This is a genomic window from Hydrocarboniphaga sp., from assembly GCF_028291725.1.
Taxonomy (GTDB): domain Bacteria; phylum Pseudomonadota; class Gammaproteobacteria; order Nevskiales; family Nevskiaceae; genus Hydrocarboniphaga.
Genome location: NZ_JAQGNT010000020.1, coordinates 1 through 22,310 on the forward strand (window position 1 = coordinate 1; position 22,310 = coordinate 22,310).

20 protein-coding genes are annotated in these 22,310 nt (G+C 62.8%); 11 read left to right on the top strand and 9 right to left on the bottom strand.

Annotated features, from left to right (window positions below; all coding sequences use genetic code 11):
- Window positions 1-377: 377 nt before the first annotated feature.
- Window positions 378-965, bottom strand: coding sequence for a hypothetical protein (locus tag JWQ90_RS05140; RefSeq protein WP_299690342.1), 588 nt, complete (start codon window positions 963-965; stop codon window positions 378-380).
- Window positions 966-1,118: 153 nt separating this feature from the next.
- On the opposite strand from JWQ90_RS05140, the gene ppk1 reads away from it, so the two are divergent.
- Window positions 1,119-3,209: a polyphosphate kinase 1 gene (gene ppk1 / locus JWQ90_RS05145; RefSeq protein ID WP_299690345.1), complete on the top strand. Its 2,091-nt coding sequence runs from the start codon at window positions 1,119-1,121 to the stop codon at window positions 3,207-3,209.
- A 140-nt stretch (window positions 3,210-3,349) separates the two neighbouring features.
- Here the strand turns inward: ppk1 and glnA are convergent, their stop codons facing one another.
- Window positions 3,350-4,762: a glutamate--ammonia ligase gene (glnA, locus tag JWQ90_RS05150; RefSeq protein WP_299690348.1), complete on the bottom strand. Its 1,413-nt coding sequence runs from the start codon at window positions 4,760-4,762 to the stop codon at window positions 3,350-3,352.
- Window positions 4,763-4,915: 153 nt separating this feature from the next.
- On the bottom strand, window positions 4,916-5,596 hold the full coding sequence (gene can, locus JWQ90_RS05155; protein WP_299690351.1) for a carbonate dehydratase: 681 nt from the start codon (window positions 5,594-5,596) through the stop codon (window positions 4,916-4,918).
- A 90-nt stretch (window positions 5,597-5,686) separates the two neighbouring features.
- Between can and glyQ the strand changes: the two genes are divergently transcribed.
- A complete protein-coding gene (glyQ, locus tag JWQ90_RS05160) occupies window positions 5,687-6,589 on the top strand; it encodes a glycine--tRNA ligase subunit alpha (protein ID WP_299690353.1) in 903 nt (300 codons plus the stop codon).
- An 8-nt stretch (window positions 6,590-6,597) separates the two neighbouring features.
- Window positions 6,598-7,227: a glutathione S-transferase family protein gene (locus JWQ90_RS05165; protein WP_299690356.1), complete on the top strand. Its 630-nt coding sequence runs from the start codon at window positions 6,598-6,600 to the stop codon at window positions 7,225-7,227.
- Between the two features lie 54 nt (window positions 7,228-7,281).
- On the opposite strand, the gene JWQ90_RS05170 is transcribed toward JWQ90_RS05165, so the two are convergent.
- A complete protein-coding gene (locus tag JWQ90_RS05170; RefSeq protein ID WP_299690359.1) occupies window positions 7,282-8,736 on the bottom strand; it encodes a catalase in 1,455 nt (484 codons plus the stop codon).
- A gap of 320 nt (window positions 8,737-9,056) precedes the next feature.
- Here JWQ90_RS05170 and glyS point away from each other — a divergent pair, with 320 nt between their 5' ends.
- Both glyS and gmhB read left to right on the top strand, forming a co-directional pair.
- Window positions 9,057-11,207 (top strand): glycine--tRNA ligase subunit beta, encoded by a 2,151-nt coding sequence (glyS, locus tag JWQ90_RS05175; RefSeq protein WP_299690361.1) that lies wholly within the window; start codon window positions 9,057-9,059, stop codon window positions 11,205-11,207.
- Between the two features lie 11 nt (window positions 11,208-11,218).
- Window positions 11,219-11,752: a D-glycero-beta-D-manno-heptose 1,7-bisphosphate 7-phosphatase gene (gene gmhB / locus JWQ90_RS05180; RefSeq protein WP_299690363.1), complete on the top strand. Its 534-nt coding sequence runs from the start codon at window positions 11,219-11,221 to the stop codon at window positions 11,750-11,752.
- A gap of 12 nt (window positions 11,753-11,764) precedes the next feature.
- On the opposite strand, the gene folB is transcribed toward gmhB, so the two are convergent.
- Complete coding sequence (gene folB / locus JWQ90_RS05185) at window positions 11,765-12,139, bottom strand: dihydroneopterin aldolase (protein ID WP_299690365.1); 375 nt, start codon at window positions 12,137-12,139, stop codon at window positions 11,765-11,767.
- Window positions 12,140-12,152: 13 nt separating this feature from the next.
- Window positions 12,153-13,193 carry a tRNA (adenosine(37)-N6)-threonylcarbamoyltransferase complex transferase subunit TsaD gene (gene tsaD / locus JWQ90_RS05190; protein ID WP_299690367.1) on the bottom strand — a complete coding sequence of 347 codons (1,041 nt, stop codon included), beginning with the start codon at window positions 13,191-13,193 and terminating at the stop codon, window positions 12,153-12,155.
- Between the two features lie 127 nt (window positions 13,194-13,320).
- On the opposite strand from tsaD, the gene rpsU reads away from it, so the two are divergent.
- The 4 genes from rpsU (at window position 13,321) to rpoD (ending at window position 17,923) form a co-directional block, all read left to right on the top strand.
- Window positions 13,321-13,536, top strand: a complete 216-nt coding sequence (rpsU, locus tag JWQ90_RS05195) for a 30S ribosomal protein S21 (RefSeq protein ID WP_007184921.1) — start codon at window positions 13,321-13,323, stop codon at window positions 13,534-13,536.
- Window positions 13,537-13,594: 58 nt separating this feature from the next.
- A complete protein-coding gene (locus JWQ90_RS05200; RefSeq protein WP_299690374.1) occupies window positions 13,595-14,041 on the top strand; it encodes a GatB/YqeY domain-containing protein in 447 nt (148 codons plus the stop codon).
- A 161-nt stretch (window positions 14,042-14,202) separates the two neighbouring features.
- Complete coding sequence (gene dnaG, locus JWQ90_RS05205) at window positions 14,203-15,972, top strand: DNA primase (protein ID WP_299690376.1); 1,770 nt, start codon at window positions 14,203-14,205, stop codon at window positions 15,970-15,972.
- 103 nt (window positions 15,973-16,075) lie between these two features.
- Window positions 16,076-17,923, top strand: a complete 1,848-nt coding sequence (gene rpoD / locus JWQ90_RS05210) for an RNA polymerase sigma factor RpoD (protein ID WP_299690377.1) — start codon at window positions 16,076-16,078, stop codon at window positions 17,921-17,923.
- Window positions 17,924-18,060: 137 nt separating this feature from the next.
- Here the strand turns inward: rpoD and JWQ90_RS05215 are convergent, their stop codons facing one another.
- Complete coding sequence (locus tag JWQ90_RS05215) at window positions 18,061-18,702, bottom strand: outer membrane protein (protein WP_299690380.1); 642 nt, start codon at window positions 18,700-18,702, stop codon at window positions 18,061-18,063.
- Between the two features lie 142 nt (window positions 18,703-18,844).
- On the opposite strand from JWQ90_RS05215, the gene JWQ90_RS05220 reads away from it, so the two are divergent.
- Together JWQ90_RS05220 and JWQ90_RS05225 are read left to right on the top strand one after the other, a co-directional pair.
- Window positions 18,845-19,756 carry a DegV family protein gene (locus JWQ90_RS05220; protein ID WP_299690383.1) on the top strand — a complete coding sequence of 304 codons (912 nt, stop codon included), beginning with the start codon at window positions 18,845-18,847 and terminating at the stop codon, window positions 19,754-19,756.
- A 73-nt stretch (window positions 19,757-19,829) separates the two neighbouring features.
- Entirely contained in the window at window positions 19,830-20,576 is a 747-nt protein-coding gene (locus JWQ90_RS05225; RefSeq protein ID WP_299690386.1) for an AAA family ATPase, read from the top strand.
- 81 nt (window positions 20,577-20,657) lie between these two features.
- Here the strand turns inward: JWQ90_RS05225 and JWQ90_RS05230 are convergent, their stop codons facing one another.
- A complete protein-coding gene (locus tag JWQ90_RS05230) occupies window positions 20,658-21,761 on the bottom strand; it encodes a 5-(carboxyamino)imidazole ribonucleotide synthase (protein WP_299690388.1) in 1,104 nt (367 codons plus the stop codon).
- Window positions 21,758-22,279 (bottom strand): 5-(carboxyamino)imidazole ribonucleotide mutase, encoded by a 522-nt coding sequence (gene purE, locus JWQ90_RS05235; protein WP_299690390.1) that lies wholly within the window; start codon window positions 22,277-22,279, stop codon window positions 21,758-21,760. The genes JWQ90_RS05230 and purE overlap by 4 nt, the downstream gene beginning before the upstream one ends.
- Window positions 22,280-22,310: the final 31 nt, after the last annotated feature.

Here is a 22,310-nt window from a genome sequence, read left to right on the forward strand (position 1 = left end):
CACTATGGCCCTCGCCACGTAACCCAGAAGCATCCACACAAATCACTTGCTTATTCTTTTAAAGATCAGAGTGTTAGCACCGACTCAAGGAGTCAAGACGCCGTCACTGGGGAGGCGAATTGTACGGGGTTCCATTGAAGCGTCAACAGCAGCCTCATCCGGAAACACTAAGTTGCTGAACACAAAGATCTTTTAGTTTTATCCGACACATTCAGCTGGGATTCAAACGCGCGTGCCCCGGCTGTTTTTTGCTCGCTTTCTGCTGGTTTTTTCTCGCTCCGCCTCTGGGCCGCTCTCGACAACACTAAGTCGGCTGGTCGGAACACAAAAAAGCCCGCCCAGCGCCGGCTGGGCGGGTTACCGACATAGGTCGAGTTCTACTGCAGCAATTTGATGAAACGGGCCTGCACTTCCTTCAGGTCGGTTTTAACCAGATAGCTGACCGGCTTGCCGTCCGGCATGGTGCCGGGCGTTCCACCTTCCGGCAACACACCGCTGCGGAACTGCTTGGCTACAGCCCACTCGTCGGTGACGACATAACGGCCATCCTTGAACATCACACCGAAGAAGCCCTTCGCCAGGCCTTCGCGGGTGCCTTCATACATTTCCTGGGCGCTACCTTTGTAGCCGGTCTTGCCCTCCATAATCTTGGATTCGCTGCTGGTCACGTCATAGACCAGACGCTCGCCGTTCGGGCCGCCGCCGATCTTGGTCACCGTCTTGGGCACTTCGCCCAACTTGATCAGACTGCTGAAGTCCTTGGCATCGGAAAGCACATAGACACGACCCTCCAGATGAATCTGGTAGTAATCGTCGTTATTGAGCACGGATGCCATCCGCTTGGCTTCCAGCTCCTTGTCGTACGCCTTTTCAGCGTCCGCTCCCATCCAATCCCCTTTCGTACCGCAGCCCGACGCGGCCAGCAACGACAAAGCGACAGCGACGGTGCGCCAGTTCAGCCACATTTTCTCGATCTCCCGGTTGATAAGCCGGCGGAGAGTGCCAAGGCCTGATTGCGGTTACGTGACAGCACTCCGGGGAACCCAATCCGACGGGTGTAACATCATTGAAACCCCTGGCGCCGTAACGTGCACAGACTACGACTTGCTGACAATCACATGGACGCCCCCACAAAACTGGAATTTCAGGCAACCGATCTCTTCATCAATCGCGACCTGTCGCTACTGGAGTTCAACCAGCGAGTGCTCGAACAGGCGAAGGACGAGTCACAGCCGCTGCTTGAACGCCTGAAGTTCCTGTGCATTTCCAGCTCGAATCTGGATGAATTCTTCGAGATCCGCGTTGCGGGCCTGATGCAGATCGCCGAAGCCGGCTCCGCGCAGCGTGGTCCGGACGGCATCTCGCCACAGGAAGCGCTGACCGCGATCAGCACGCGCGCGCATGCACTGGTGGAAGAGCAGTATCACGTGTTCAGCGACGTATTGGTTCCGGCGCTGGAGAAAGAGCGCATCCGCTTTCTGCGCCGCTCCGAGTGGACGCCGGAACAGGAGGCCTGGCTGCGCCAGTACTTCAGCACCGAGTTGCTACCGGTGCTGTCGCCGATCGGGCTCGACCCGGCGCATCCGTTCCCGCGCATCCTGAACAAGTCACTGAACTTCATCGTCACGCTCTCAGGCAAGGACGCATTCGGCCGCAATATCGGCTTCGCTGTCGTGCAGGCACCGCGTGCGCTGCCTCGCCTGATCCAGCTGCCCCGCGAACTCAAGGGCAGCGGACCTTACGACTTCGTATTCCTGTCGTCCGTGATCCACGCTTATGTCGACGATGCGTTCCCCGGCATGGACGCAACCGGCTGCTACCAGTTCCGCGTCACACGCAACTCGGACCTGTTTGTCGACGAAGAGGAAGCCAAGGATCTGGCCGAAGCCCTGGAAGACGAGCTGAGTCAGCGCCAGTGGGGCGACACGGTGCGCCTGGAAGTCGCGGACAACTGCCCCGAGTCGCTGTGGAATTATCTGATGCAGGAAATGCAGCTGACACCGGCCGACGTTTATCAGGTCAATGGCCCGGTCAACCTGATGCGCCTGATGGCGATCCCGGATCTGGTGGAGCGTGCCGATCTGAAATACCTGCCTTTCGTGCCGCGCATCCCGAAAACGCTGACGACCGACATCTTCACCACGGTGCGTGAGCGCGATCAGCTCTTGCATCATCCTTACGATTCGTTTGCCCCAGTGCTGGAATTCCTCCGCCAGGCGGCGCGCGATCCCAAAGTGCTCGCGATCAAGCAGACGCTGTATCGCACCGGCGCCAAATCACCGGTGGTCGAAGCGCTGATGGAAGCGGCACGCAACGGCAAGGAGGTCACCGTCGTCGTCGAACTGCGCGCGCGCTTCGACGAGGCTGACAACCTCGATCTGGCGCAGAAGCTCGAGGAAGTCGGCGCACATATCGTCTACGGCGTCGTCGGCTACAAGACGCATGCGAAGATGTGCCTGATCGTGCGTCGCGAGGAATCCACAACGGCTACCGGCAGCGCACTGCGTTATTACGCCCATCTGGGCACCGGCAACTATCACCCGCGCACCGCGCGCCAGTACACCGACTACGGCCTGTTCACGTCCGACCAGGATCTGTGTCGCGATGTGCATGCGGTATTCCTGCAGCTGACCAGTCTCGGTCGCGTCAGCAAGCTCCACAGCCTGCTGCAGTCACCGTTCACGCTGTTCAAGGAAATGCAGGATCGGATCGATCGCGAAATCGCCAACGCGCGCGCAGGCAAGCCGGCGCGGATCATTGCGAAGATGAATTCGCTGGTTGAAGCGGAGATGATCAAGAAACTCTACGAGGCCTCGCAGGCCGGCGTAAAAGTCCAGCTGATCGTCCGGGCGATGTGCTCGGTGCGTCCCGGCGTGCCGGGACTTTCGGACAACATCAGCGTACGCTCGGTGGTCGGCCGCTTCCTGGAACATCACCGCGCCTTTTACTTTCACAACGACGGCAAGCTGGAGCTGTTCCTGTCGAGCGCGGACTGGATGGAGCGGAATCTGTACAAGCGCGTCGAGATCGCATTCCCGATCAAGGACAAGAAGCTGCGTGCACGCATCGTCGACCATCTCGAAGCCTATCTGGCCGATACCGCACAAAGCTGGTCACTGCAATCCGACGGCCGTTATGTGCGTACCGCGATACCGAGTGAGCCGCCAGGCAAGCCGGTACAGATCCAGTTTCTCGAAGAGAACCAATAGCAGCGGGCGCACACAAAAAAGCCCCGCTTTCGCGGGGCTTTTTTACAGCGCTTTCGACACAGCTCATTTGGCGAAGCCCTTGGTATCGCTCGCGATACCAAGGCAAACCATGCTCCGTTATTACTCGCTGTGATAGAAAATCACAGCGAGTAATACATCTCGAACTCGATCGGATGCGTGGTCATGCGGAAGCGGGTGACTTCCTGCATCTTCAGCTCGATGTACGCATCGATCACGTCGTCGGTAAACACGCCGCCTGCCTTGAGGAAGTCGCGGTTCTTGTCGAGCGATTCCAGTGCCATGTCCAGCGAGTGGCAGACACGCGGGATCTTCGCGTCTTCCTCCGGCGGAAGATGGTAGAGATCCTTGTCCGAGGCATCGCCCGGGTGGATCTTGTTCATGATGCCGTCGAGACCCGCCATCATCATCGCGGTAAAGGCGAGGTAGGGGTTGGCGCTGGAGTCGGGAAAGCGCACTTCGATGCGGCGGCCCTTAGGGTTGGCCACATACGGAATACGCACCGACGCCGAACGGTTGCGCGCCGAGTAGGCAAGCATCACCGGCGCCTCAAAACCCGGAACCAGGCGCTTGTAGCTGTTGGTGCCCGGGTTGGTGAACGCATTCAGCGTCTTGGCATGCTTGAGGACGCCGCCGATGTAGTACAGCGCGGTTTCCGACAGGCCGCCGTAGCCGTCGCCGGCGAACAGGTTCTTGCCGCCCAGGCTCAGCGACATGTGCACATGCATGCCGGAGCCGTTGTCGCCGACGATCGGCTTGGGCATGAAGGTCGCGGTCTTGCCGAAGCTGTGTGCGACGTTCTGCACGACGTACTTCAGCTTCAGCACGTCATCGGCCTTCTGGATCAGCGTGCCGAACTTGACGCCGATTTCGCACTGGCCGGCGGTGGCGACTTCGTGGTGATGCACTTCCACTTCCATGCCGACCGCTTCCAGCGTCTCGCACATCGCGGAACGGATGTCCTGCAGCGCGTCGACCGGCGGAACCGGGAAGTAGCCGCCCTTGACACCCGGACGATGGCCGGTGTTGCCGGATTCATACTCCTTGCCGGAGTTCCAGGCCGCGTTCTCGGCGTCGATCTCGACGAAGCAGCCCTTCAGGCCGGAGTCGTAGCGGATCGAGTCGAACACGAAGAATTCGTTTTCCGGACCGAAGAACGCAGTGTCGGCGATGCCGGTGGACTTCAGGTAGGCCTCGCCGCGCTTGGCGATGGAGCGCGGATCGCGCGAGTAGCCCTGCATCGTCGCCGGCTCGATGACATCACAGGTGATGACCATCGTGCTGTCTTCGAAGAACGGATCCATGAACGCGGTGCTCGCATCCGGCATCAGGATCATGTCGGACTCGTTGATGCCCTTCCAGCCGGCGATCGACGAGCCGTCGAACATCTTGCCGTCGATGAACACGCTCTCGTCGACGGTCTTGGCCGGGACGGTGACGTGCTGCTCTTTGCCGCGGGTATCGCAGAAGCGGAAGTCGACAAACTTCACGCTCTTGTCCGAAATAGTTTTGATTACATCTTTACCCGAAGACATGGGTTTCTCCTACAGAGTTGTCGAGGGATTCATGGGGTGCCGCGGCGGAGCCCCCTGCCCCGGTTTGGCGGGCAGACCGCAGCAGGATTTATGCCAGGGGAAAACCCCCAGTTACGGCTTGGTACAAGGAAACAAGGGTGCAGGTGATCATCATCAGCCGGCCGGCCGAACCGCGCCGGGCGGCTGGGCAAAAACCGCCTCCACCGCCGCCTGGTGGGCGGCAGCAAGACCTTCTTTGCCCGAAACCGTCAGGCCCAGGTTGCGCAACAGGCCATCGCCGACGCCGTAGACCCAGCCGTGAACCGTCAGGTTCTGCTGGCGGCCCCAGGCGTATTGGACGACATTGGTCTGGCATACATTGACCACCTGCTCGAGCACGTTGAGCTCGCACAACCGGTCGTGGCGGACCGTCGCGTAAGGGATCGATGCCAGCCGGTCGGCGTAGCGGTCCTGCACGTCGCGCAAGTGATAGAGCCAGTTGTCGGCCAGGCCGATGCGGGTACCGCGCAAGCTGGCCTGCACGCCGGCGCAGCCATAGTGGCCGACGACCATGACGTGTTCGACCTTGAGCACGTCGACGGCGAACTGGATCACTGACTGCGCGTTGAAGTCGCTGTGCACGACCAGGTTGGCGATGTTGCGATGGACGAAGACTTCGCCCGGCGGCAGGCCGAGGATCTCGTTGGCCGGCACCCGGGCGTCGGCGCAGCCGATCCACAGATAGCCCGGCGCATGCTGCGAGGCCAGCTTCTTGAAATATTCGGGATCGTCCGCGAGCCGGGCCTGCTGCCAGGCACGGTTGCTGTCGAAGAGTTCGGTCAGATCGGTGCTCATCGGTCAGAAACTATAGCCGCTTCCATGCCGCTTGGGCTCCTCTGCGGAGCCAGTCGCTATACTTTACGGCCCATCCGCCACCGCATTGCCATGACCTTTCAAGACCTGATTCTGAAGCTGCAGGCCTTCTGGGCCGGCCATGGCTGCACCCTGGTCCAGCCGATGGACATGGAAATGGGCGCCGGCACCTTTCACTGGGCCACCTTCCTGCGCGCGCTCGGACCCGAGCCCTGGAACACCGCCTACGTGCAGCCCAGCCGCCGCCCCACCGACGGCCGCTATGGCGAAAACCCGAACCGGCTCCAGCACTACTACCAGTTCCAGGTGCTGATGAAGCCCTCGCCGGCCAACATCCAGCAGCTCTACCTGGACTCGCTGAAGATGCTCGGCTTCGACCCGCTGGTGCACGACATCCGTTTCGTCGAGGACAACTGGGAATCGCCGACGCTGGGCGCCTGGGGCCTGGGCTGGGAAGTCTGGCTCAATGGCATGGAAGTCACCCAGTTCACCTACTTCCAGCAGGTCGGCGGCATCGAGTGCCGGCCGGTCGCCGGGGAGATCACCTATGGCCTGGAGCGGCTGGCGATGTACATCCAGGGCGTCGAGAGCGTCTACGACCTGGTCTGGTCGGACACCGGCGGCCGCATCGTCACCTATGGCGATGTCTACCACCAGAACGAAGTCGAGCAGAGCACCTACAACTTCGAGCATGCCGACGTCGCCACGCTGTTCGAGCGTTTCAACAGGGCCGAGGCCGAATGCACGAAGCTGCTGGCGCTGGACGTGCCGCTGCCGCTGCCGGCCTATGAGCGGACGATCCAGGCCAGCCATGCGTTCAACCTACTGGATGCGCGCGGCGCGATCTCGGTAACCGAACGCCAGGCCTACATCCTGCGGGTGCGCGCCCTGGCTCGCGGTTGTGCCGAGGCGTATTACGCGGCGCGCGCAAAACTCGGCTTCCCGATGTTGCCGCCGATACCCGACGCCGCCTGAACCCGACCATGATCCTGATCGGCATGTTCGATTCGCCGTTCGTGCGCCGCGTCGCGGTCAGCATGAATCTGCTCGGCCTGCCGTTCGAGCATCGCAACTGGTCGGTCGGCCGCGACCAAGCTGCGATCCGCGAATACAACCCGCTCGGCCGGGTCCCGACCCTGGTGCTGGACGACGGCACCTCGCTGTGCGACTCGTTCGCGCTGCTGGACTATCTCGACCAGTTCGTCGGCCCTGGACGAGCGCTGCTGCCGCCCACCGGCCTGGAGCGCCGTGATGCACTGCAGCTGATGGCGCTGGCCAGCGGCGTCGCCGAGAAGGGCGTACTTCAGGCCTACGAGCGCATCTTCCGGCCGGCTGAACGCCAGCATCAGCCCTGGGTGGATCGCTGCGCCGAGCAGATGCATGGCGCGCTGGCGCTGCTCGAGCTGGCCTGCGCCGCAAAACCCGGCGACTGGCTGATCGGCGAGCGTCTGACGCAGGCCGACGTGAGCACCGTCACCGCATGGACTTTCGTCGTCGGAGCGCTGCAGGTTTCAGAGTCCGCTTATCCGGCCCTAGCCGGGCACGCCCGGCGCTGCGAGCTGTTGCCTGCCTTCGCGGACTCGCGGCTGGACTTTTCTCCGCCGACCGCATGAGTTCCTGGGTTTTGCAGGTCAGGTTTCAGCCCGACCTACAAAACCCAGGTCGGCTCAAGCAGCGTTTCCGGCGCTCTTCTGCAGCTTTTGGCTGACGCGCCTGGCGTAGTCCGGATCGGCCTTGGCGAAATGCACCAACTGGCGCCGGATAATCGCGTCCGGCACCCCGTCCATCGCGCCGGCAATGTTCGACGCCAGCAGATCCTTCTGCGCCTCACTCATCAGGCGGAACAGATTGCCGGGCTGCGTGTAGTAGTCGTCGCCGTCGGCGCGATGGTCGTAGCGCGCCGCATCGCCGGCCAGCGCCAGCGGCGGCTCGCGATACGCCGGCTGCTGTTTCGGCGCGGTCGCGACGCTGTTCGGCTCGTAGTTCGGCGCACCGCCGGCATTGCCGTCCGAGCGCATCGCACCGTCGCGCTGATAGTTGGCGTACGGGCATTGCGGCCGATTGATCGGCAACGCCTGGTAATTGGTGCCGACGCGGTACAGATGCGCGTCGTGGTAAGCGAACAGGCGGCCCTGCAGCATCTTGTCCGGTGAAAAGCCAATGCCCGGCGGCACGTTCGACGGCGAGAACGCGGCCTGTTCCACTTCGGCGAAATAGTTCTCGGGATTGCGGTTCAGCTCCAGCGTGCCGACTTCGATCAGCGGGAACTCGCCCTGCGGCCAGACCTTGGTCAGATCGAAGGGATTCCAGCCGGTTTTCTGCGACCAGGCATCGGCCTGCGCCTCCGGCATGATTTGCACGCAGAACTTCCATTTCGGGAAGTCCCGGCGCTCGATCGCCTCATACAGATCACGCTGCGAATGCTCGGGATCTTCACCGGCCAGGCGCGTGGCTTCCGCCGGCGTCAGGTTCTTGATGCCCTGCAGGGTCTTGGCGTGAAACTTCACCCAGTAGCGCTCGTTGGCAGCGTTGATGAAGCTGAACGTGTGGCTGCCGAAGCCGTGCATATGGCGAAAGCCGTCCGGGATGCCGCGGTCCGAAAACAGCGTCGTGACCTGGTGCAGCGATTCCGGCGACAGGCTCCAGAAATCCCACTTCATCGTGTTGGAGCGCATGTTGGTGCGCGGGTCGCGCTTCTGCGTGTGGATGAAGTCCGGGAACTTGCTCGGGTCCTTGATGAAAAACACCGGCGTGTTGTTGCCGGTCAGATCCCAGTTGCCCTCCTCGGTATAGAACTTCATCGCGAAGCCGCGCGGATCGCGATCGGTATCGGCATAGCCGCGCTCGCCGCCGACGGTCGAGAAGCGGAAGAAGATCGGCGTCTGCTTGCCGACTTTCTCGAACAGCCTGGCCTTGGTGTACCGGGTGATGTCGTGGGTGACCGTGAACCTGCCGTGGGCGCCGGAACCCTTGGCATGCACGACGCGCTCCGGGACGCGTTCGCGGTTGAAGTGCTGAAGCTTCTCCAGCAGGTGATAGTCCTCGAGCAGCACCGGGCCACGCGGGCCGGCGGTGAGCGAATTCTGGTTGTCCGGAACGGGGACGCCGGACGCGGTGGTCAAGCCGGTATTTGAAGTCCCATTTGAAGTCGTATCTGAAGTCTTATTTGAAGTCATCGTAATCCTCCTTGCTGCGGGCTGGGTCTGGATCGTCTGCCTGGGTCGAGCTTCCGGAAAATGAGGGAAGAAGCAGCCTGGGGTCGAGGACGACAGCGCCATTCTTGACCGGGCCGATCGATAGTTCCAATGAATCTTCTATTCAAATTTGATAGTTTTTTCCGCTGGCGCTCCGTTCCGGCGATTTCGGCAGTCAAGCTCCAGTTGGCGGCTCCTGCCTCATTCACGGACAATTGCCGGCCCTGAAGACCCAAACTGAGCTCTGCATGCCGCTCGACCTGCTGCTCGAAATCGGCACCGAAGATTTGCCGGCCCGTTATGTCGCCCCCTTGGCCGCCGCCCTCGCGGGCGGCGTCGAGAACGGCTTGCAGCGTCGCGGCGTCACTACGGGCACCGTTCGCAGCTTCGCAACGCCGCGCCGGATCGCGGTACTGATCGCCGGCGTCGCCAAAACCCAGCCTGAACAGAAGATCGAGAAGCTCGGCCCGGCCGTCGCCTCCGCTTTCAAGGACGGCAAGCCGACTCCGGCGGCGCTCGGTTTTGCGCGCTCCTGCGGCGTCGAGTTCGAGCAGATCGGCCAGAAGGACGGCAAGCTTTTTTTTCAGCGCAGCGCAGCCGGCGAAACCACCGCGCAGCTGCTGCCCTTGATCTTTGAAGAAACGCTGAAGCAGATGGACGAACTGGTGCCCAAGCGCATGCGCTGGGGCAGCGGTGAAGAGACCTTCGTGCGGCCGGTGCAGTGGCTCGTCTGCCTGTTCGGCGGCGAGATCGTGCCGCTGCGGCGCTTCGGCTGTGAAGCCGGCCGCATCACTTACGGGCATCGCTTTCATGCGCCAGAAGCGATCGCGCTGTCCGAGCCCGGCGACTATGAAGCGGCGCTGCGCCAGGCCAGGGTCTGGGCCGACCTGGATTCGCGCCGCGCCTCGATCGAGCACCAGATCAAGCAGCAAGCCGCGCTGCTCGGCGGATACGCGCGCATCACGCCGGACCTGCTCGACGAAGTCACTGCGCTGGTCGAATGGCCGGTGGTGATCGCCGGCGATATGGAAGAGCGCTTCATGCGCCTGCCGCCGGAAGTGATTGTCGCCACCGTCGAGACCAATCAGCGCTATTTCACGCTGTTCTCGGATGCCGAACATACGCAGCTGCTGCCGTGCTTCATCACCATCGCCAACATCGAATCCTCCGATGTCGCGCAGGTGATTTCCGGCAACGAGCGCGTGGTGCGCCCGCGGCTCAGCGATGCGCTGTTCTTCTGGGATCAGGATCTGAAGCAGCCGCTGCAAGCGCACGGCAAAAACCTGGCGCAGGCGATGTTTCAAAAAGACCTCGGCAGCATCGCCGACAAGGTTGCGCGCATGCGCAAGCTCGTTGTGCAGATCGCGTTGAAGCTGCCGAACGCAGCGCCAACGCTCGCTGCAGAAGCCGACCGCGCGACGCAGCTGGCGAAGTCCGACTTGGTGACCAAGGTCGTCTACGAATTCCCGGAGCTGCAAGGCTTGATGGGCGGCTACTACGCCGCCAGCAGCGGCGAAAGCGAAGGCGTTGCGCGCGCGATCCGCGAGCACTACTTGCCGACACAGCAAGGCACGCCGATTCCATCGACGAAAGCCGGACAGCTGGTGTCGCTGGCCGACAAGCTCGATTCGCTCGCCGGCATCTTCGCGATCGGCCAGAAACCCACTGCGAGCAAGGATCCCTACGCGCTGCGCCGCGCCGCCGCTGGCGTGCTGCGCGTCCTGATCGAAGGCGAGCTGGAACTCGATCTGCGCGAACTGCTGAGCGCCGCACTGTCGTTGCAGCCTGCGGGCAAACGCGACACCGCGACCGCCGACGAGCTGTGGAACTTCTGTACTGGTCGTTTCCTGACTTTGCTGTCCGACCGGCTCTGGAAGCTAGCTGGGAAGCTTGACCTGGAGAAGTCCGCTTCCCAAGTACCAGGAGTCATAGTTGTTGAAGACTGGCCGATAAACGAGATTCAAGCAGCTGTACTCGCCACGGGAAGCACCATACCGCTGGATATCGCGCACCGCGCGGATGCTGTTTTCTTCTTTATGCAAGGACCTGCGGCTGCAGCACTAACCGCTGCGGACAAACGCGCACGCAACATCCTGCGCCAGGCCGGCGACCAGGCACCTTTCCCAATTAACACCGTGTTATTTGAAGTCCCTGCCGAACGCGCGCTTTGGACAGGGCTGCAGCTCGTTGATCATGCGCTGGAGCCACTACGCGCTCGCCATGACTATGCCGCCATGTTGACGGTATTGGCGACACTCAAGCCCCTGGTGGATGAGTTCTTTGAAAAGGTGATGGTGATGGCCGATGATCTGGAAGTACGGGCCAATCGCCTGCTAATGCTGGCCCGCCTCGACAAACTATGCCGCGAGGTCGCCGACCTGTCTCTCCTGCCCGGCTGAGGGTTTCATTGATGAAGCTGGTGATTCTCGACCGTGACGGCGTCATCAACGAAGACTCCGACGACTACATCAAGTCGGTCTCGGAGTGGCAGCCGGTGCCCGGCAGCATCGAGGCGATCGCGCGGCTGACCCAGGCGGGATGGCGCGTTTTCGTCGCTACCAATCAGTCGGGAGTCGGCCGCGGCATGATGGATTTCGACGCGCTGTTCGCGATCCATGACCGTATGCAGCGCGCCTGCGCCGAACTCGGCGGGCGTATCGACGGCATCGAGTTCGCACCCGAACATCCCGACCATGCGACGGTGATGCGCAAACCCAATCCCGGCATGCTGCAGGATCTGGCGCGGCGGCTGCAGCTGCAACTCGACGGCGTTCCCTTCGTCGGCGACTCGATCAGCGATGTCGAGGCCGCGCAAGCTTCGGGAGCAACGCCCATCTTGGTGCGCAGCGGCAAGGGCAGACGCACCGAAACGGAACATTGCCTGGACGGCGTAGCGGTCTACGACGACTTGGCGCAGTTCGTCAGCACCTGGCTCGCCGCCTAGCGCGAAAGCCGATCAGCGCGCTCCGCAGGCCGCGTAGTCCTCACGGCGACGGTCGATCTCGACGCCCACGTCCTGCACCGGAATTGCACCCGGCTTATGGATCGCCAGCTTCAGGCTGAGGATGGGGAAGTCCTTGAACAGCGCGCGAGCCAGCTTTTCGGCCAGCGCTTCCAGCAGCGCCGGCTGGTGGTCCGTCGCGATTTTTTGCACCACGGCCATCACCGCCGCGTAGTCGATCGCGTCGCGTACATGGTCGCTGGCGGCCGCGGCATTAAAGTCGGCCCCCATCTCCAGATCGAAGATCAGGGGCCGCGGCACATGCCGTTCCCAGTCGTAGACGCCGATGATCGTTTCGACCTTGAGTCCGCGGATGAAGATCTTGTCCATTGGTTCTGGTGTCTTACTGACGGTTGTAGCCGGGCGGGCGCAGGTCTTCCAGCGGCCAGCGCGGGGTGGTGAAAAGACGCCCGTATTCGGGACGCGCATCGGCCGGGCCTGCGCCGGCGAGCCGCGCCCAGCCGGCGTACGCGATCATCGCCGCGTTGTCGGTGCAGAACTCCGGCCTGGGGAAAAACAGGCCGACGCCGCGCTTGGCGGCCAGCGTCGCCAGCCGCGCGCGCAGGCGCTGGTTGGCGCCGACGCCGCCGGCAACCACCAGCGCACGGTAACCGGTCTGCTCCAGCGCCCGTTCGCACTTGATCGCCAGCGTCTCGGTCACCGCGTCCTCGAAGCCGCGCGCCAGGTCGGCGCGGTCCTGATCGTCGGCGCCGGCCGGGATGGCGTTGGCGACCGCGGTCTTCAAGCCGCTGAAGCTGAAGTCCAGGCCGGGCCGGTCGGTCATCGGTCGCGGGAACTTGAAGCGGCCCGGCCGGCCGCTTTCGGCAATGCGTGCCAGATGCGGGCCGCCCGGATACGGCAGGCCGAGCATCTTCGCGGTCTTGTCGAAAGCCTCGCCGACCGCGTCGTCCAGGCTTTCGCCCAGCACGCGGTATTCGCCGATACCCTCGACCGACACCAGCAGGGTATGGCCGCCGGACACCAGCAGCGCCAGGAACGGGAAAGCCGGGCGCTCCGGCTCCAGCATCGGCGCCAGCAGATGGCCCTCCATATGGTGGACCGCGATCAGCGGCAGGCCCTGGGCCAGCGCCAGGCCGGCGGCGACCGAGGCGCCGACCATCAGCGCCCCGATCAGGCCCGGACCGGCGGTATAGGCGACGCCGGTCAACTGCGACGGTTTTAATCCGGCATGATCCAGCGCCTGCCGCACCAGAGCGTTGACCCGGCGCACATGGTCCCGCGACGCCAGTTCCGGCACCACGCCGCCATACTGCGCATGCAGCCGGACCTGCGAATGCAGCGCATGTGACAGCAGGCCGCGCTCGCCGTCATAGACGGCCACGGCGGTCTCGTCGCAGGAAGTTTCCAGGGCCAGCACGGGCATAAGACGCTTATTGTGCGGCATGTCGGCGGCCCCGGCGGAAGCCAACCTTTGCATTGAGCGGGCTACGCGCATAAAATCGCCGCCCCTAAGGGGCCTGACCCCCTGTTTAGAGAGCGAGCTTCACCTTATGCCGACTGTCCGCGTCCGCGAAAACGAACCCTTCGAAGTTGCCCTGCGCCGCTTCAAGCGCACCTGCGAGAAAGCCGGTGTGCTGACCGACGTGCGCAAGCACGAGTTCTTCGAGAAGCCGAGCCAGGAGCGCAAGCGCAAGCGTGCCGCTGCCGTGAAGCGCCAGCTGAAGAAAGTTTCCCGCGACGTCACCCGTCGCCAGCGCCTGTACTAGCCAGCGCTGCGCGGTCACCCCGTTTATTAACGGAAACGCAAGGCCGCGCAAAACGACGATGTCCGACCTCCAGAAGCGCGTCCTCGACGACGTGAAAGTGGCCATGCGCGCCGGCGAGAAAGATCGCCTGATGGTGCTGCGGATGCTGTCGGCCGAACTCAAGCAGCGCGAAGTGGTTGAAAGCACTGAGATCACCGATGCGGTGGTGATGTCGGCAGTCGAGAAGATGGTCAAGCAGCGCCGCGATTCCGAGTCCCAGTTCCGTGCCGGCAATCGGCCCGACCTGGCCGACAAGGAGGCCAGCGAAATCCAGCTGCTGCTCGGCTATCTGCCGCAGCAGCTGTCCGAAACCGAAATCGCCGCCCTGCTCGACCAGGCGATCGCGGAGACCGGCGCCAGCAGCGGCAAGGATATGGGCAAGGTCATGGCCTGGATCAAACCCAAGGTCGCCGGCCGCACCGACATGGGCAAGCTGTCGGGCCTGATCAAGGGCAAGCTGGGCTGAGCTGTTGCTGCGCGATATCGCGCCGCCCTCGATTTGCACAACTGTAGGAGCGGACCTTGTCCGCGATTCTCCACGGCAGCGCTGAACTTGAAGAATCGCGGACAAGGTCCGCTCCTACGGGCGGTGATCCCCATGGCAGTTCGCAGCCGCTAGACTGAGCCGTGGCCGGCCTGATCCCGCAATCCTTCATCCATGACCTCCTCGCACGAACCGATATCGTCGAGGTGATCAGTTCGCGCCTGGAACTCAAGCGCGCGGGGCGCGAATACAAGGCGCTGTCGCCGTTCTCCAACGAGAAATCGGCTTCGTTCTTCGTCTCGCCGACCAAGCAGTTTTTCCATTGTTTCAGTAGTGGCAAGCACGGCAATGCGGTCGGCTTCCTGATGGAATACGACCGACTGACTTTCGTCGAGGCCGTCGAAGAACTCGCCAAGCGCGCCGGCCTGGAAGTGCCGCGCGAAGGCGGCGGTGCATTTGAGCGCCTGGTGCTGGACGGCCCGCTCGACGCGCTGGCCGCAGCCGAGCGCTTCTTCCGTGAGCAACTGCGCAAACAACCGATCGCGATCGAATACCTGAAAAAGCGCGGCCTCAGCGGTGACACCGCAAAAGCCTTCGGCATCGGCTTCGCGCCCGACAGCTGGGACGCGCTGACTAAATTCTTCGATAACCCGCTGCACGCGATCGAAGCCGGGCTGCTGATCCCCAAGGATGACGGCAAGGCCTACGACCGCTTCCGCAACCGCGTGATGTTCCCGATCCGCGATACGCGCGGCCGCGTGATCGGCTTCGGCGGCCGCACGCTCGGCAACGATCCGGCAAAGTATCTGAACTCGCCGGAAACACCGCTATTCCACAAGGGCCGCAATCTGTTCGGCCTTTACGAGGCCAAGCAGTCAGTCAAGTCCGAGCTGCCGCATCTGCTGGTGGTCGAGGGCTACATGGACGTGGTGATGCTGGCGCAGCACGGCATCCACACTGCGGTGGCGACGCTGGGCACCGCGACTACGCGCGAGCAGCTGGCGCTGCTGTACAAGAGCACGCGCAAGATCGTGTTCTGCTTCGACGGCGACCGCGCCGGCCGCTCGGCCGCGTGGCGCGCGCTGGAACAGGCGCTGCCGGAAGTGCATGGCGATCGCGAATGCCTTTTCATGTTCCTGCCCGAAGGCCACGATCCGGACACGCTGGTGCAGGAAATCGGCGCCGACACATTCCGCGAGCGCATTGGCGAGGCCATGACCTTGAGCGCATTCCTGCTCGGCGAGCTGGCCAAGCAGGCCAACATGGCCACACTGGATGGCCGCGCCAAGCTCGCCGCACTGGCGCGGCCGCACCTGGAAAAGCTGCGTCCCGGCCCGCTGCAGACCCTGATGATCGACGAGCTGGCGCGAATGACGCGGCTGCGCCGCGAAGACTTCGCCCCGTCCAGTTCCGGCAACCACAATGCACCGCCCGACCGCCAGGCTCACGCCGAGCGTGCCAACAGCCGCTCGTCCGCCAGCATGGTCGAGTCGGGCGCGACGCGGCCGGTGCGCCGGGCCTTGCAATTACTGCTCGAGCGCCCAGATTTGGCGGACAGCGTCGCCAATACCGAGCAGCTGCTGAGCGCCGACGTCCCCGGCATCCCGGCCCTGGTCGAGGCCCTGGAGTTCTTCCATGAGAACCCGGGCGCGAACGGCGGGCAGCTACTCGAATACTGGCGCGGAACGCCGAAAGCGGCCGCGCTGGAGCGCCTGATGCGCCAGGAAATGAGCCTGGACGACGCCGGTATCGAGCATGAATTTGCCGATGCGATCCGCCACCTGCAGCAGAAGGCGCTGCGCAGCCGGCTCGATCAGCTGTTTGCAGAAGCCCGGGTGCGCACCTTGACGCGCGCCGAGGCGGCCGAGGCCGAGAGCCTGACCCGCCAACTTTCCGGGCGCAGGACGGTCTAAAAATCCCTGGAAGCTGGTCTAAATAGAACCACTTTCGGTAGAATGCGCAGTTCTTCGCCTTCAAAAATGGGGCAATCCATCGCCCCCCGCAGCCGAGTCAAGCATGACGAATAGTGCCGAAAAGCAGTCTCAGATCAAAGTTCTAATCGCCCTGGGTAAAGAAAAGGGCTATCTGACCTACGCTGAAGTCTCCGATCACCTGCCGGAAGTCGTCGATTCCGAGCAGATCGACGACGTCATCAGCATGATCCAGACGATGGGCATCCAGGTGCACGATGAAGCGCCGGATGAGGAGAGCCAGCTGTTCTCCGAACCCGCGGTCGTCGCCTCGGCCGAAGAAGAAGAAGACGCGGCGGAGGAAGCCGCCGCCGCGCTCGCCGCCAGCGACGACCAGTTCGGCCGCACCACCGATCCGGTGCGCATGTACATGCGCGAAATGGGCAGCGTCGAACTGCTCGACCGCGAAGGCGAAATCCGCATCGCCAAGCGCATCGAAGAGGGCCTGAACGAAGCCCTGTACGCGATGGCGATCTACCCGGAGACGGTCAAAATCCTGCTCGACGCCTACGCCTCGGTCGGCGAAGGCAAGCGCCGCCTGGCTGAAGTCATCACCGGCTTCTTCGACCCGAACGCGCCGACGGCCGTCGAAGCACCGCCTCCGGTTGAACTGGTCGAGGAAGAGGAAGAAGAGGAAGACGAAGCCGCCGGCGACGAGGAGGAAGAAGCCGTCGATACCGGCCCGGATCCGGAAGAAGCGCGCCTGAAGTTCGAGGAAATGCAGAACCTCTACAACAAGGCCTGGGCGGCGCTGCAGAAGACCGGTTCCGACGACAAGAAGACGCTGGTCAAGCGCGAAGCGGTTGCCGATCTGATCATGACGCTGAAGCTGTCGCCGAAGATCGTCGACGAGATCAACCGCAACCTGCGCGCCAAGATCGAGCAGATCCGCGAGATCGAGCGCTCGGTGATGCGCATCTGTGTGCTCGACGCCGGCATGGCCCGCGACGAGTTCCTGGCCAAGTACAAGGGCACCAAGCCCAACGATGTCGAGTGGCTCGACAAGTCGATCCGCGCCAAGCGCAAGTATTCGGCCACGCTGGCCACGCGCCGCGACGAAGTCGTCGAACTGCTTACCGGCCTGACCCGGATCGAAGGCGATTACCTGATCGCGATCGACGAGATCAAGGACATCAACCGGCGCATGAACGTCGGCGAAGCGAAAGCGCGACGCGCCAAGAAGGAGATGGTGGAAGCCAACCTTCGCCTGGTGATCTCGATCGCGAAGAAGTACACCAACCGCGGCCTGCAGTTCCTGGATCTGATTCAGGAAGGCAACATCGGCTTGATGAAGGCGGTCGACAAATTCGAATATCGCCGCGGCTACAAGTTCTCGACTTATGCCACGTGGTGGATCCGCCAGGCGATCACGCGTTCGATCGCCGATCAGGCGCGCACCATCCGCATTCCGGTGCACATGATCGAGACGATCAACAAGCTCAACCGCATCAGCCGCCAGATGCTGCAGGAAATGGGTCGCGAACCCACGCCCGAAGAGCTGGCCGTGAAGATGGAAATGCCCGAGGACAAGATCCGCAAGGTCCTGAAGATCGCCAAGGAGCCGATCTCGATGGAAACGCCGATCGGCGACGACGAGGATTCGCACCTCGGCGATTTCATCGAAGACACTGCTGCGGTTTCGCCGCTGGAATCGGCCACGTCTTCGTCGCTCGCGGAAGCCACGCACCAGATTCTAGCGAGCCTGACGCCGCGCGAAGCCAAGGTGCTGCGCATGCGCTTCGGCATCGACATGAACACCGATCACACGCTGGAGGAAGTCGGCAAGCAGTTCGACGTCACCCGCGAGCGCATTCGCCAGATAGAGGCCAAGGCGCTGCGCAAGCTGCGCCATCCGAGCCGCGCGAATTACCTGCGCAGTTTCTTGGACGAGTAGGCGTCGCTGCAATCAAAAAGGCCCCGCAATGCGGGGCCTTTTTGATTCTGAGGGAACCGCGGATCGCTATCCTTTGCGACGTGTGCGCTCGATGCGATCACAGCCTCTAATGCGGTATACGTGCCCCAAACCTAAAGTTACATCCGGCGCGTATCGAACAGAATGCGGACGCCGAGACGCAGATCGCCGACGTTGTACTTGATGTTGTCGTTGTCCTCAAGGGAGGTATAGCGATAGTCGATGAACGCACCGATGTTGCGGCTGAAGTCGACCGAACCGCCGATCAGAAATTCCGGGCCGTCGAGATCCAAATTGTTATCTGCTTGCAGCCAGAGATAACCCGCTTGACCGTAGATCTGAACGTTCCGAGCAATCGGGAACGCCAGGCGTCCATGCGCACCAAAACCGGTCGCCTTGTCGCCATCCTGGTCGAGGCTGACGTATTCGCCGTATAGGGCGCCCGAGCCAGTTGCTAACGGTACCTGCCAGCCGCCACCGAGGCGCAGTTGATCAATATCAAAGCTAGAAAAATCGTTGTAGCTGTCGATACTGGTCGATTGATATTCACCCTCGAGAAAAAAATTCTGGGTGCGTCCAAACGGCACCCACGCCTTTACACCGAAACCGTCGCCGTCACTATCACCATCATCTGAGCCACCATCTACTTCCCATGTCGACGAAGGAATGTAATAACCATCGACATGCGCTGCTTCATTCGCGAACACCGTCGTCGGCAGAACCAGCACAGCCGACAGCAACAGCTTCTTTGTCACATTCATCTTGCTTCTCTCCATGAGGTAGTGATTGCCACGCCGGCTAAACCGCCAGCTCTGCTGTACCCGGCCGATTTTCCGACAGCCTTGCTTTCGTGGGCATAACAGCGCCGGCATGATAGCCGGAAGAAATGAGTCGGGAGTGGGCATGCGTCTCGCGGTGCTAACGGATGCAAGCTGCGATTTGCCAGAGTCCTTTCTGCGTCATCACGGCGTTGAAATACTCCCCAGTACGATCCGTATTGAAAACCGTCTGGTACTCGATGAGCGTGATCCATACGTTAGCTTGCATCTCTATCGCGAAGGTTTGAAAACAATCGGCTCCGATATCGAAGTCCTGCAACCGACATTCGACCAAATTCGGAAACGCATCACCGATCGCCTGATTCCACGCTACGACTACCTGCTCTGTATCGCGCCCGACGCCACGCAGAGTCCGGTGCACCGAAACCTGACACGCGCCGCTTTCTCGGCGCTGAATGAAACCTCTGCTCTGATGCGCGAAGGCGGAACACGTGCGTCATTAGGTCTGCGCGTCATCGACGCCCGCGCAACTTCGGCGGCCTTGGGTTTGATCGTTGCAGAAGCTTGTCGCCTGATCGCGGAAGGCGTCCCGCTTTCCGATGTGGTGACGACGATCGAGGACTTGCGCGGCGAGGTCGCCAGTTTTCTGGTGCCCAGCGATACCGCGCGCATCGATGCACCCCAACGATGGCGCGATCGCCTTGCGCATGCTCTGGGCCGCCGGCCGATCCTGCATCGCCAAGGCAGCCGCTACGCCGTCACCGGCCGCGCGCGCGGCACCCACGGCGCGGTTGAACAATTGCTGTTACTGACCGCCGCGGAGATTCGCTGCGGCGTTTCGGTACCGCATGTCGTGATCAGCTACGGCGGCGATCCTGCGGATATCCTGTCCTTGCCGGGCTTTGAACAGTTGTCTTTGGCCGCCCAGGAGCACAAGGTCACACTGTTGCCGGCGATGATGAGCGTCAGTCGTGCGCTCGCCATCGGCAGTGGCTGCATGGAAGTCGCTTACGTACCCCGGTTGGTACGTCGATAAGCAATGTTTAGTAGCTTGTTTAGTTAGCTTGTGTTTTGACTTTTTATTTAATTATTCTAAACAAAGGTCGGGCATGAAGACTCTGGCTCTGTACAACGTCAAAGGCGGCGTCGGCAAATCCGCGGCCGCGGTCAATCTGGCGTATCTGGCGGCGGCCAGCGGCCTGCGCACCCTGGTCTGGGATCTGGATTCGCAGGCGGCGTCGAGCTGGTATCTGCATGCCAATGGCGAAGCGGCAAAGGCCAAGCAGGTGCTGGCCGGCGACACGCCCGTTAGTCGTCTGGTCAGGCCCACGCCTTACGAGGACCTTTCGGTGATACCGGCCGAGTTTTCCTATCGCTACTTCGACATCCTGTTGAAGAAGGTCGAGCCACCGCGCGAAGCGCTGAAGCGGCTCCTGAAACCCTTCGCTTCGCAATACGACCTGGCCGTGCTCGACTGCCCGCCGGCGCTATCGCATCTGGCCGACAACATCTTCCATGCCGCCGATCTGGTGATGGTGCCGGTGGTGCCGACCTGGCTGTCGCTGCGCGCGTTCGAACAGCTGCGCGAGTACTTCAACCAGGAGGGTTTCTCGCAGAAGAAACTGAAACCGTTCTATTCGATGGCCGATCGCCGCCGCTCGCTGCACCGCGAACTGCTGGAGCAGCCGCCGGAGGTCATGCGCGGCGCGGCCGAGGCGGTGATCCCGTATTCGTCGATGGTCGAGCGCATGGGCGAGCATCAGGCGCCGATCGCGGCCTACGCGCCCAGCGACGATCCGGCGCTGACGGCCTACGCGGAGTTGTGGCTGGAGGCTTCGAAGACGCTGGGCCTGTAGGTCGGGCTGTTGGGGTTCGCTGCGCTCACCCCAACCTACGCAGCGATGGCAGGTTGGTGGTGAGCGCAGCGAACCCCAACATCACGCAACCGATTCGACCAGCGCGACCAGCTGCGCCAGGCGGCTCTTCAACTCGGCCTCGCCATCGGCGGTGATCGTCGCGTGTCCCACCTTGCGCTGCGGCTTCGGCGACTTGCCGTAGTGATGCACGTGCACGCCGGGAATCGCGCATAAAGCGGCCGTTTCCGGTGCGCGGCCGATGAAGTTGACCATCGCCGAATAGCCGCGCGCGGCCGTCGAACCCAGCGGCAGGCCCGCCACCGCGCGCAAATGATTTTCGAACTGCGAGCAGACCGCACCTTCGATGCTCCAGTGCCCGGAGTTGTGCACGCGCGGCGCGATCTCGTTGGCGTAGAGCTGGCCGCCCGCGACAAAGAACTCGAAGGCCATCACGCCGACGTAGTCGAGTTTCTCGGCGACGCGGCGCGCGTAGTCTTCGGCCTGTGATTGCAGCGGATCGTGGTCCTGCGGGATCGACACCCGCAGGATGCCGTCGCGATGCACGTTGGCGACCACCGGATAAAACCGCATCTCACCGTCACGTCCGCGCACCGCCAGGCACGACAGCTCGCGCTCGAACGGCACGAAAGCCTCGACCAGACACGGCGTATGCGGTGGCTGCGCGCCGCCGAGACGCTGCCAGGCGCTGTCCAGATCCTCAGGCTTGCGCAGCACCGCCTGGCCCTTGCCGTCGTAGCCCAGGCTGCGCGTCTTCATCACCGCCGGCAGGCCGACATTGCGGATCGCCAGATCGAGCGCGCCGCGTGCGGCGACCGGCATGTAACGCGGCACCGGAATGCCGAGCGAGTCGAACAGCTTCTTCTCGTTGAGCCGGTCCTGGCCGACCGTCAGCGCCATCGCCGGTGGATACAGCGGGACGCTCGCCCCGACCACTTCGGCAGTATGCGCCGGCACGTTCTCGAACTCGTAGGTGGCGACGTCGCAGCTTGCACAGAAGCGCGCGAGCGCGGCCTCGCTCAGATACGGCTCGCGGATATGCGTGCCTAGCGATGCCGAGCAGGCGTCTGCGGCCGGGTCCAGGAACACGAATTCCAGATCGAGCGGATAGCCCGCCAATGCGAGCATCCGGCCCAGTTGGCCGGCACCGAGGACGCCGATCTTCATGGCAGCGGCGGTAGGCTCAGCGGCGCGTCGTCCAGCACCTTGTCGGTCTGTTTTGCACGGAACTCGTCGAGGCGTTGTGCAAGCGCCGGGTCGCGCGTCGCCAGCATGCTCGCGGCCAGCAGCGCGGCATTGGTCGCGCCGGCGACGCCGACGGCCAGTGTGCCGACCGGAATGCCGGCCGGCATCTGCACGATAGCCAGCAGCGAATCCAGCCCGTTGAACGCCTTGGATTGCACCGGCACACCGAGCACCGGCAGCCGGGTTTTGGCCGCGCACATACCCGGCAGATGAGCGGCGCCGCCGGCACCGGCGATGATGATCTGCAGGCCGCGGGCGACGGCGGTTTCCGCGTATTGGAACAGCAGGTCGGGCGTGCGATGCGCTGATACCACGCGCGCCTCGTAGGGCACGCCCAGGGCCTCTAACGTGCGCGCCGCGTGCGCCATCGTCTCCCAATCGGAGCGGGACCCCATGATCACGCCCACCAGCGGCGCGTCGGTTTTCGAGTCTGCGGTCATGTCCAGCCTGCGTCCCCGGATCGGGGAAAAG

Excerpts from the sequence above, each read along its gene's own strand:
- JWQ90_RS05140 (WP_299690342.1), bottom strand. The coding sequence starts at position 965 with ATGTGGCTGAACTGGCGCACCGTCGCTGTCGCTTTGTCGTTGCTGGCC.
- ppk1 (WP_299690345.1), top strand. The coding sequence starts at position 1,119 with ATGGACGCCCCCACAAAACTGGAATTTCAGGCAACCGATCTCTTCATC.
- glnA (WP_299690348.1), bottom strand. The coding sequence starts at position 4,762 with ATGTCTTCGGGTAAAGATGTAATCAAAACTATTTCGGACAAGAGCGTG.
- can (WP_299690351.1), bottom strand. The coding sequence starts at position 5,596 with ATGAGCACCGATCTGACCGAACTCTTCGACAGCAACCGTGCCTGGCAG.
- glyQ (WP_299690353.1), top strand. The coding sequence starts at position 5,687 with ATGACCTTTCAAGACCTGATTCTGAAGCTGCAGGCCTTCTGGGCCGGC.
- JWQ90_RS05165 (WP_299690356.1), top strand. The coding sequence starts at position 6,598 with ATGATCCTGATCGGCATGTTCGATTCGCCGTTCGTGCGCCGCGTCGCG.
- glyS (WP_299690361.1), top strand. The coding sequence starts at position 9,057 with ATGCCGCTCGACCTGCTGCTCGAAATCGGCACCGAAGATTTGCCGGCC.
- gmhB (WP_299690363.1), top strand. The coding sequence starts at position 11,219 with ATGAAGCTGGTGATTCTCGACCGTGACGGCGTCATCAACGAAGACTCC.
- folB (WP_299690365.1), bottom strand. The coding sequence starts at position 12,139 with ATGGACAAGATCTTCATCCGCGGACTCAAGGTCGAAACGATCATCGGC.
- tsaD (WP_299690367.1), bottom strand. The coding sequence starts at position 13,193 with ATGCCCGTGCTGGCCCTGGAAACTTCCTGCGACGAGACCGCCGTGGCC.
- rpsU (WP_007184921.1), top strand. The coding sequence starts at position 13,321 with ATGCCGACTGTCCGCGTCCGCGAAAACGAACCCTTCGAAGTTGCCCTG.
- JWQ90_RS05200 (WP_299690374.1), top strand. The coding sequence starts at position 13,595 with ATGTCCGACCTCCAGAAGCGCGTCCTCGACGACGTGAAAGTGGCCATG.
- rpoD (WP_299690377.1), top strand. The coding sequence starts at position 16,076 with ATGACGAATAGTGCCGAAAAGCAGTCTCAGATCAAAGTTCTAATCGCC.
- JWQ90_RS05215 (WP_299690380.1), bottom strand. The coding sequence starts at position 18,702 with ATGAATGTGACAAAGAAGCTGTTGCTGTCGGCTGTGCTGGTTCTGCCG.
- JWQ90_RS05220 (WP_299690383.1), top strand. The coding sequence starts at position 18,845 with ATGCGTCTCGCGGTGCTAACGGATGCAAGCTGCGATTTGCCAGAGTCC.
- JWQ90_RS05225 (WP_299690386.1), top strand. The coding sequence starts at position 19,830 with ATGAAGACTCTGGCTCTGTACAACGTCAAAGGCGGCGTCGGCAAATCC.
- JWQ90_RS05230 (WP_299690388.1), bottom strand. The coding sequence starts at position 21,761 with ATGAAGATCGGCGTCCTCGGTGCCGGCCAACTGGGCCGGATGCTCGCA.
- purE (WP_299690390.1), bottom strand. The coding sequence starts at position 22,279 with ATGACCGCAGACTCGAAAACCGACGCGCCGCTGGTGGGCGTGATCATG.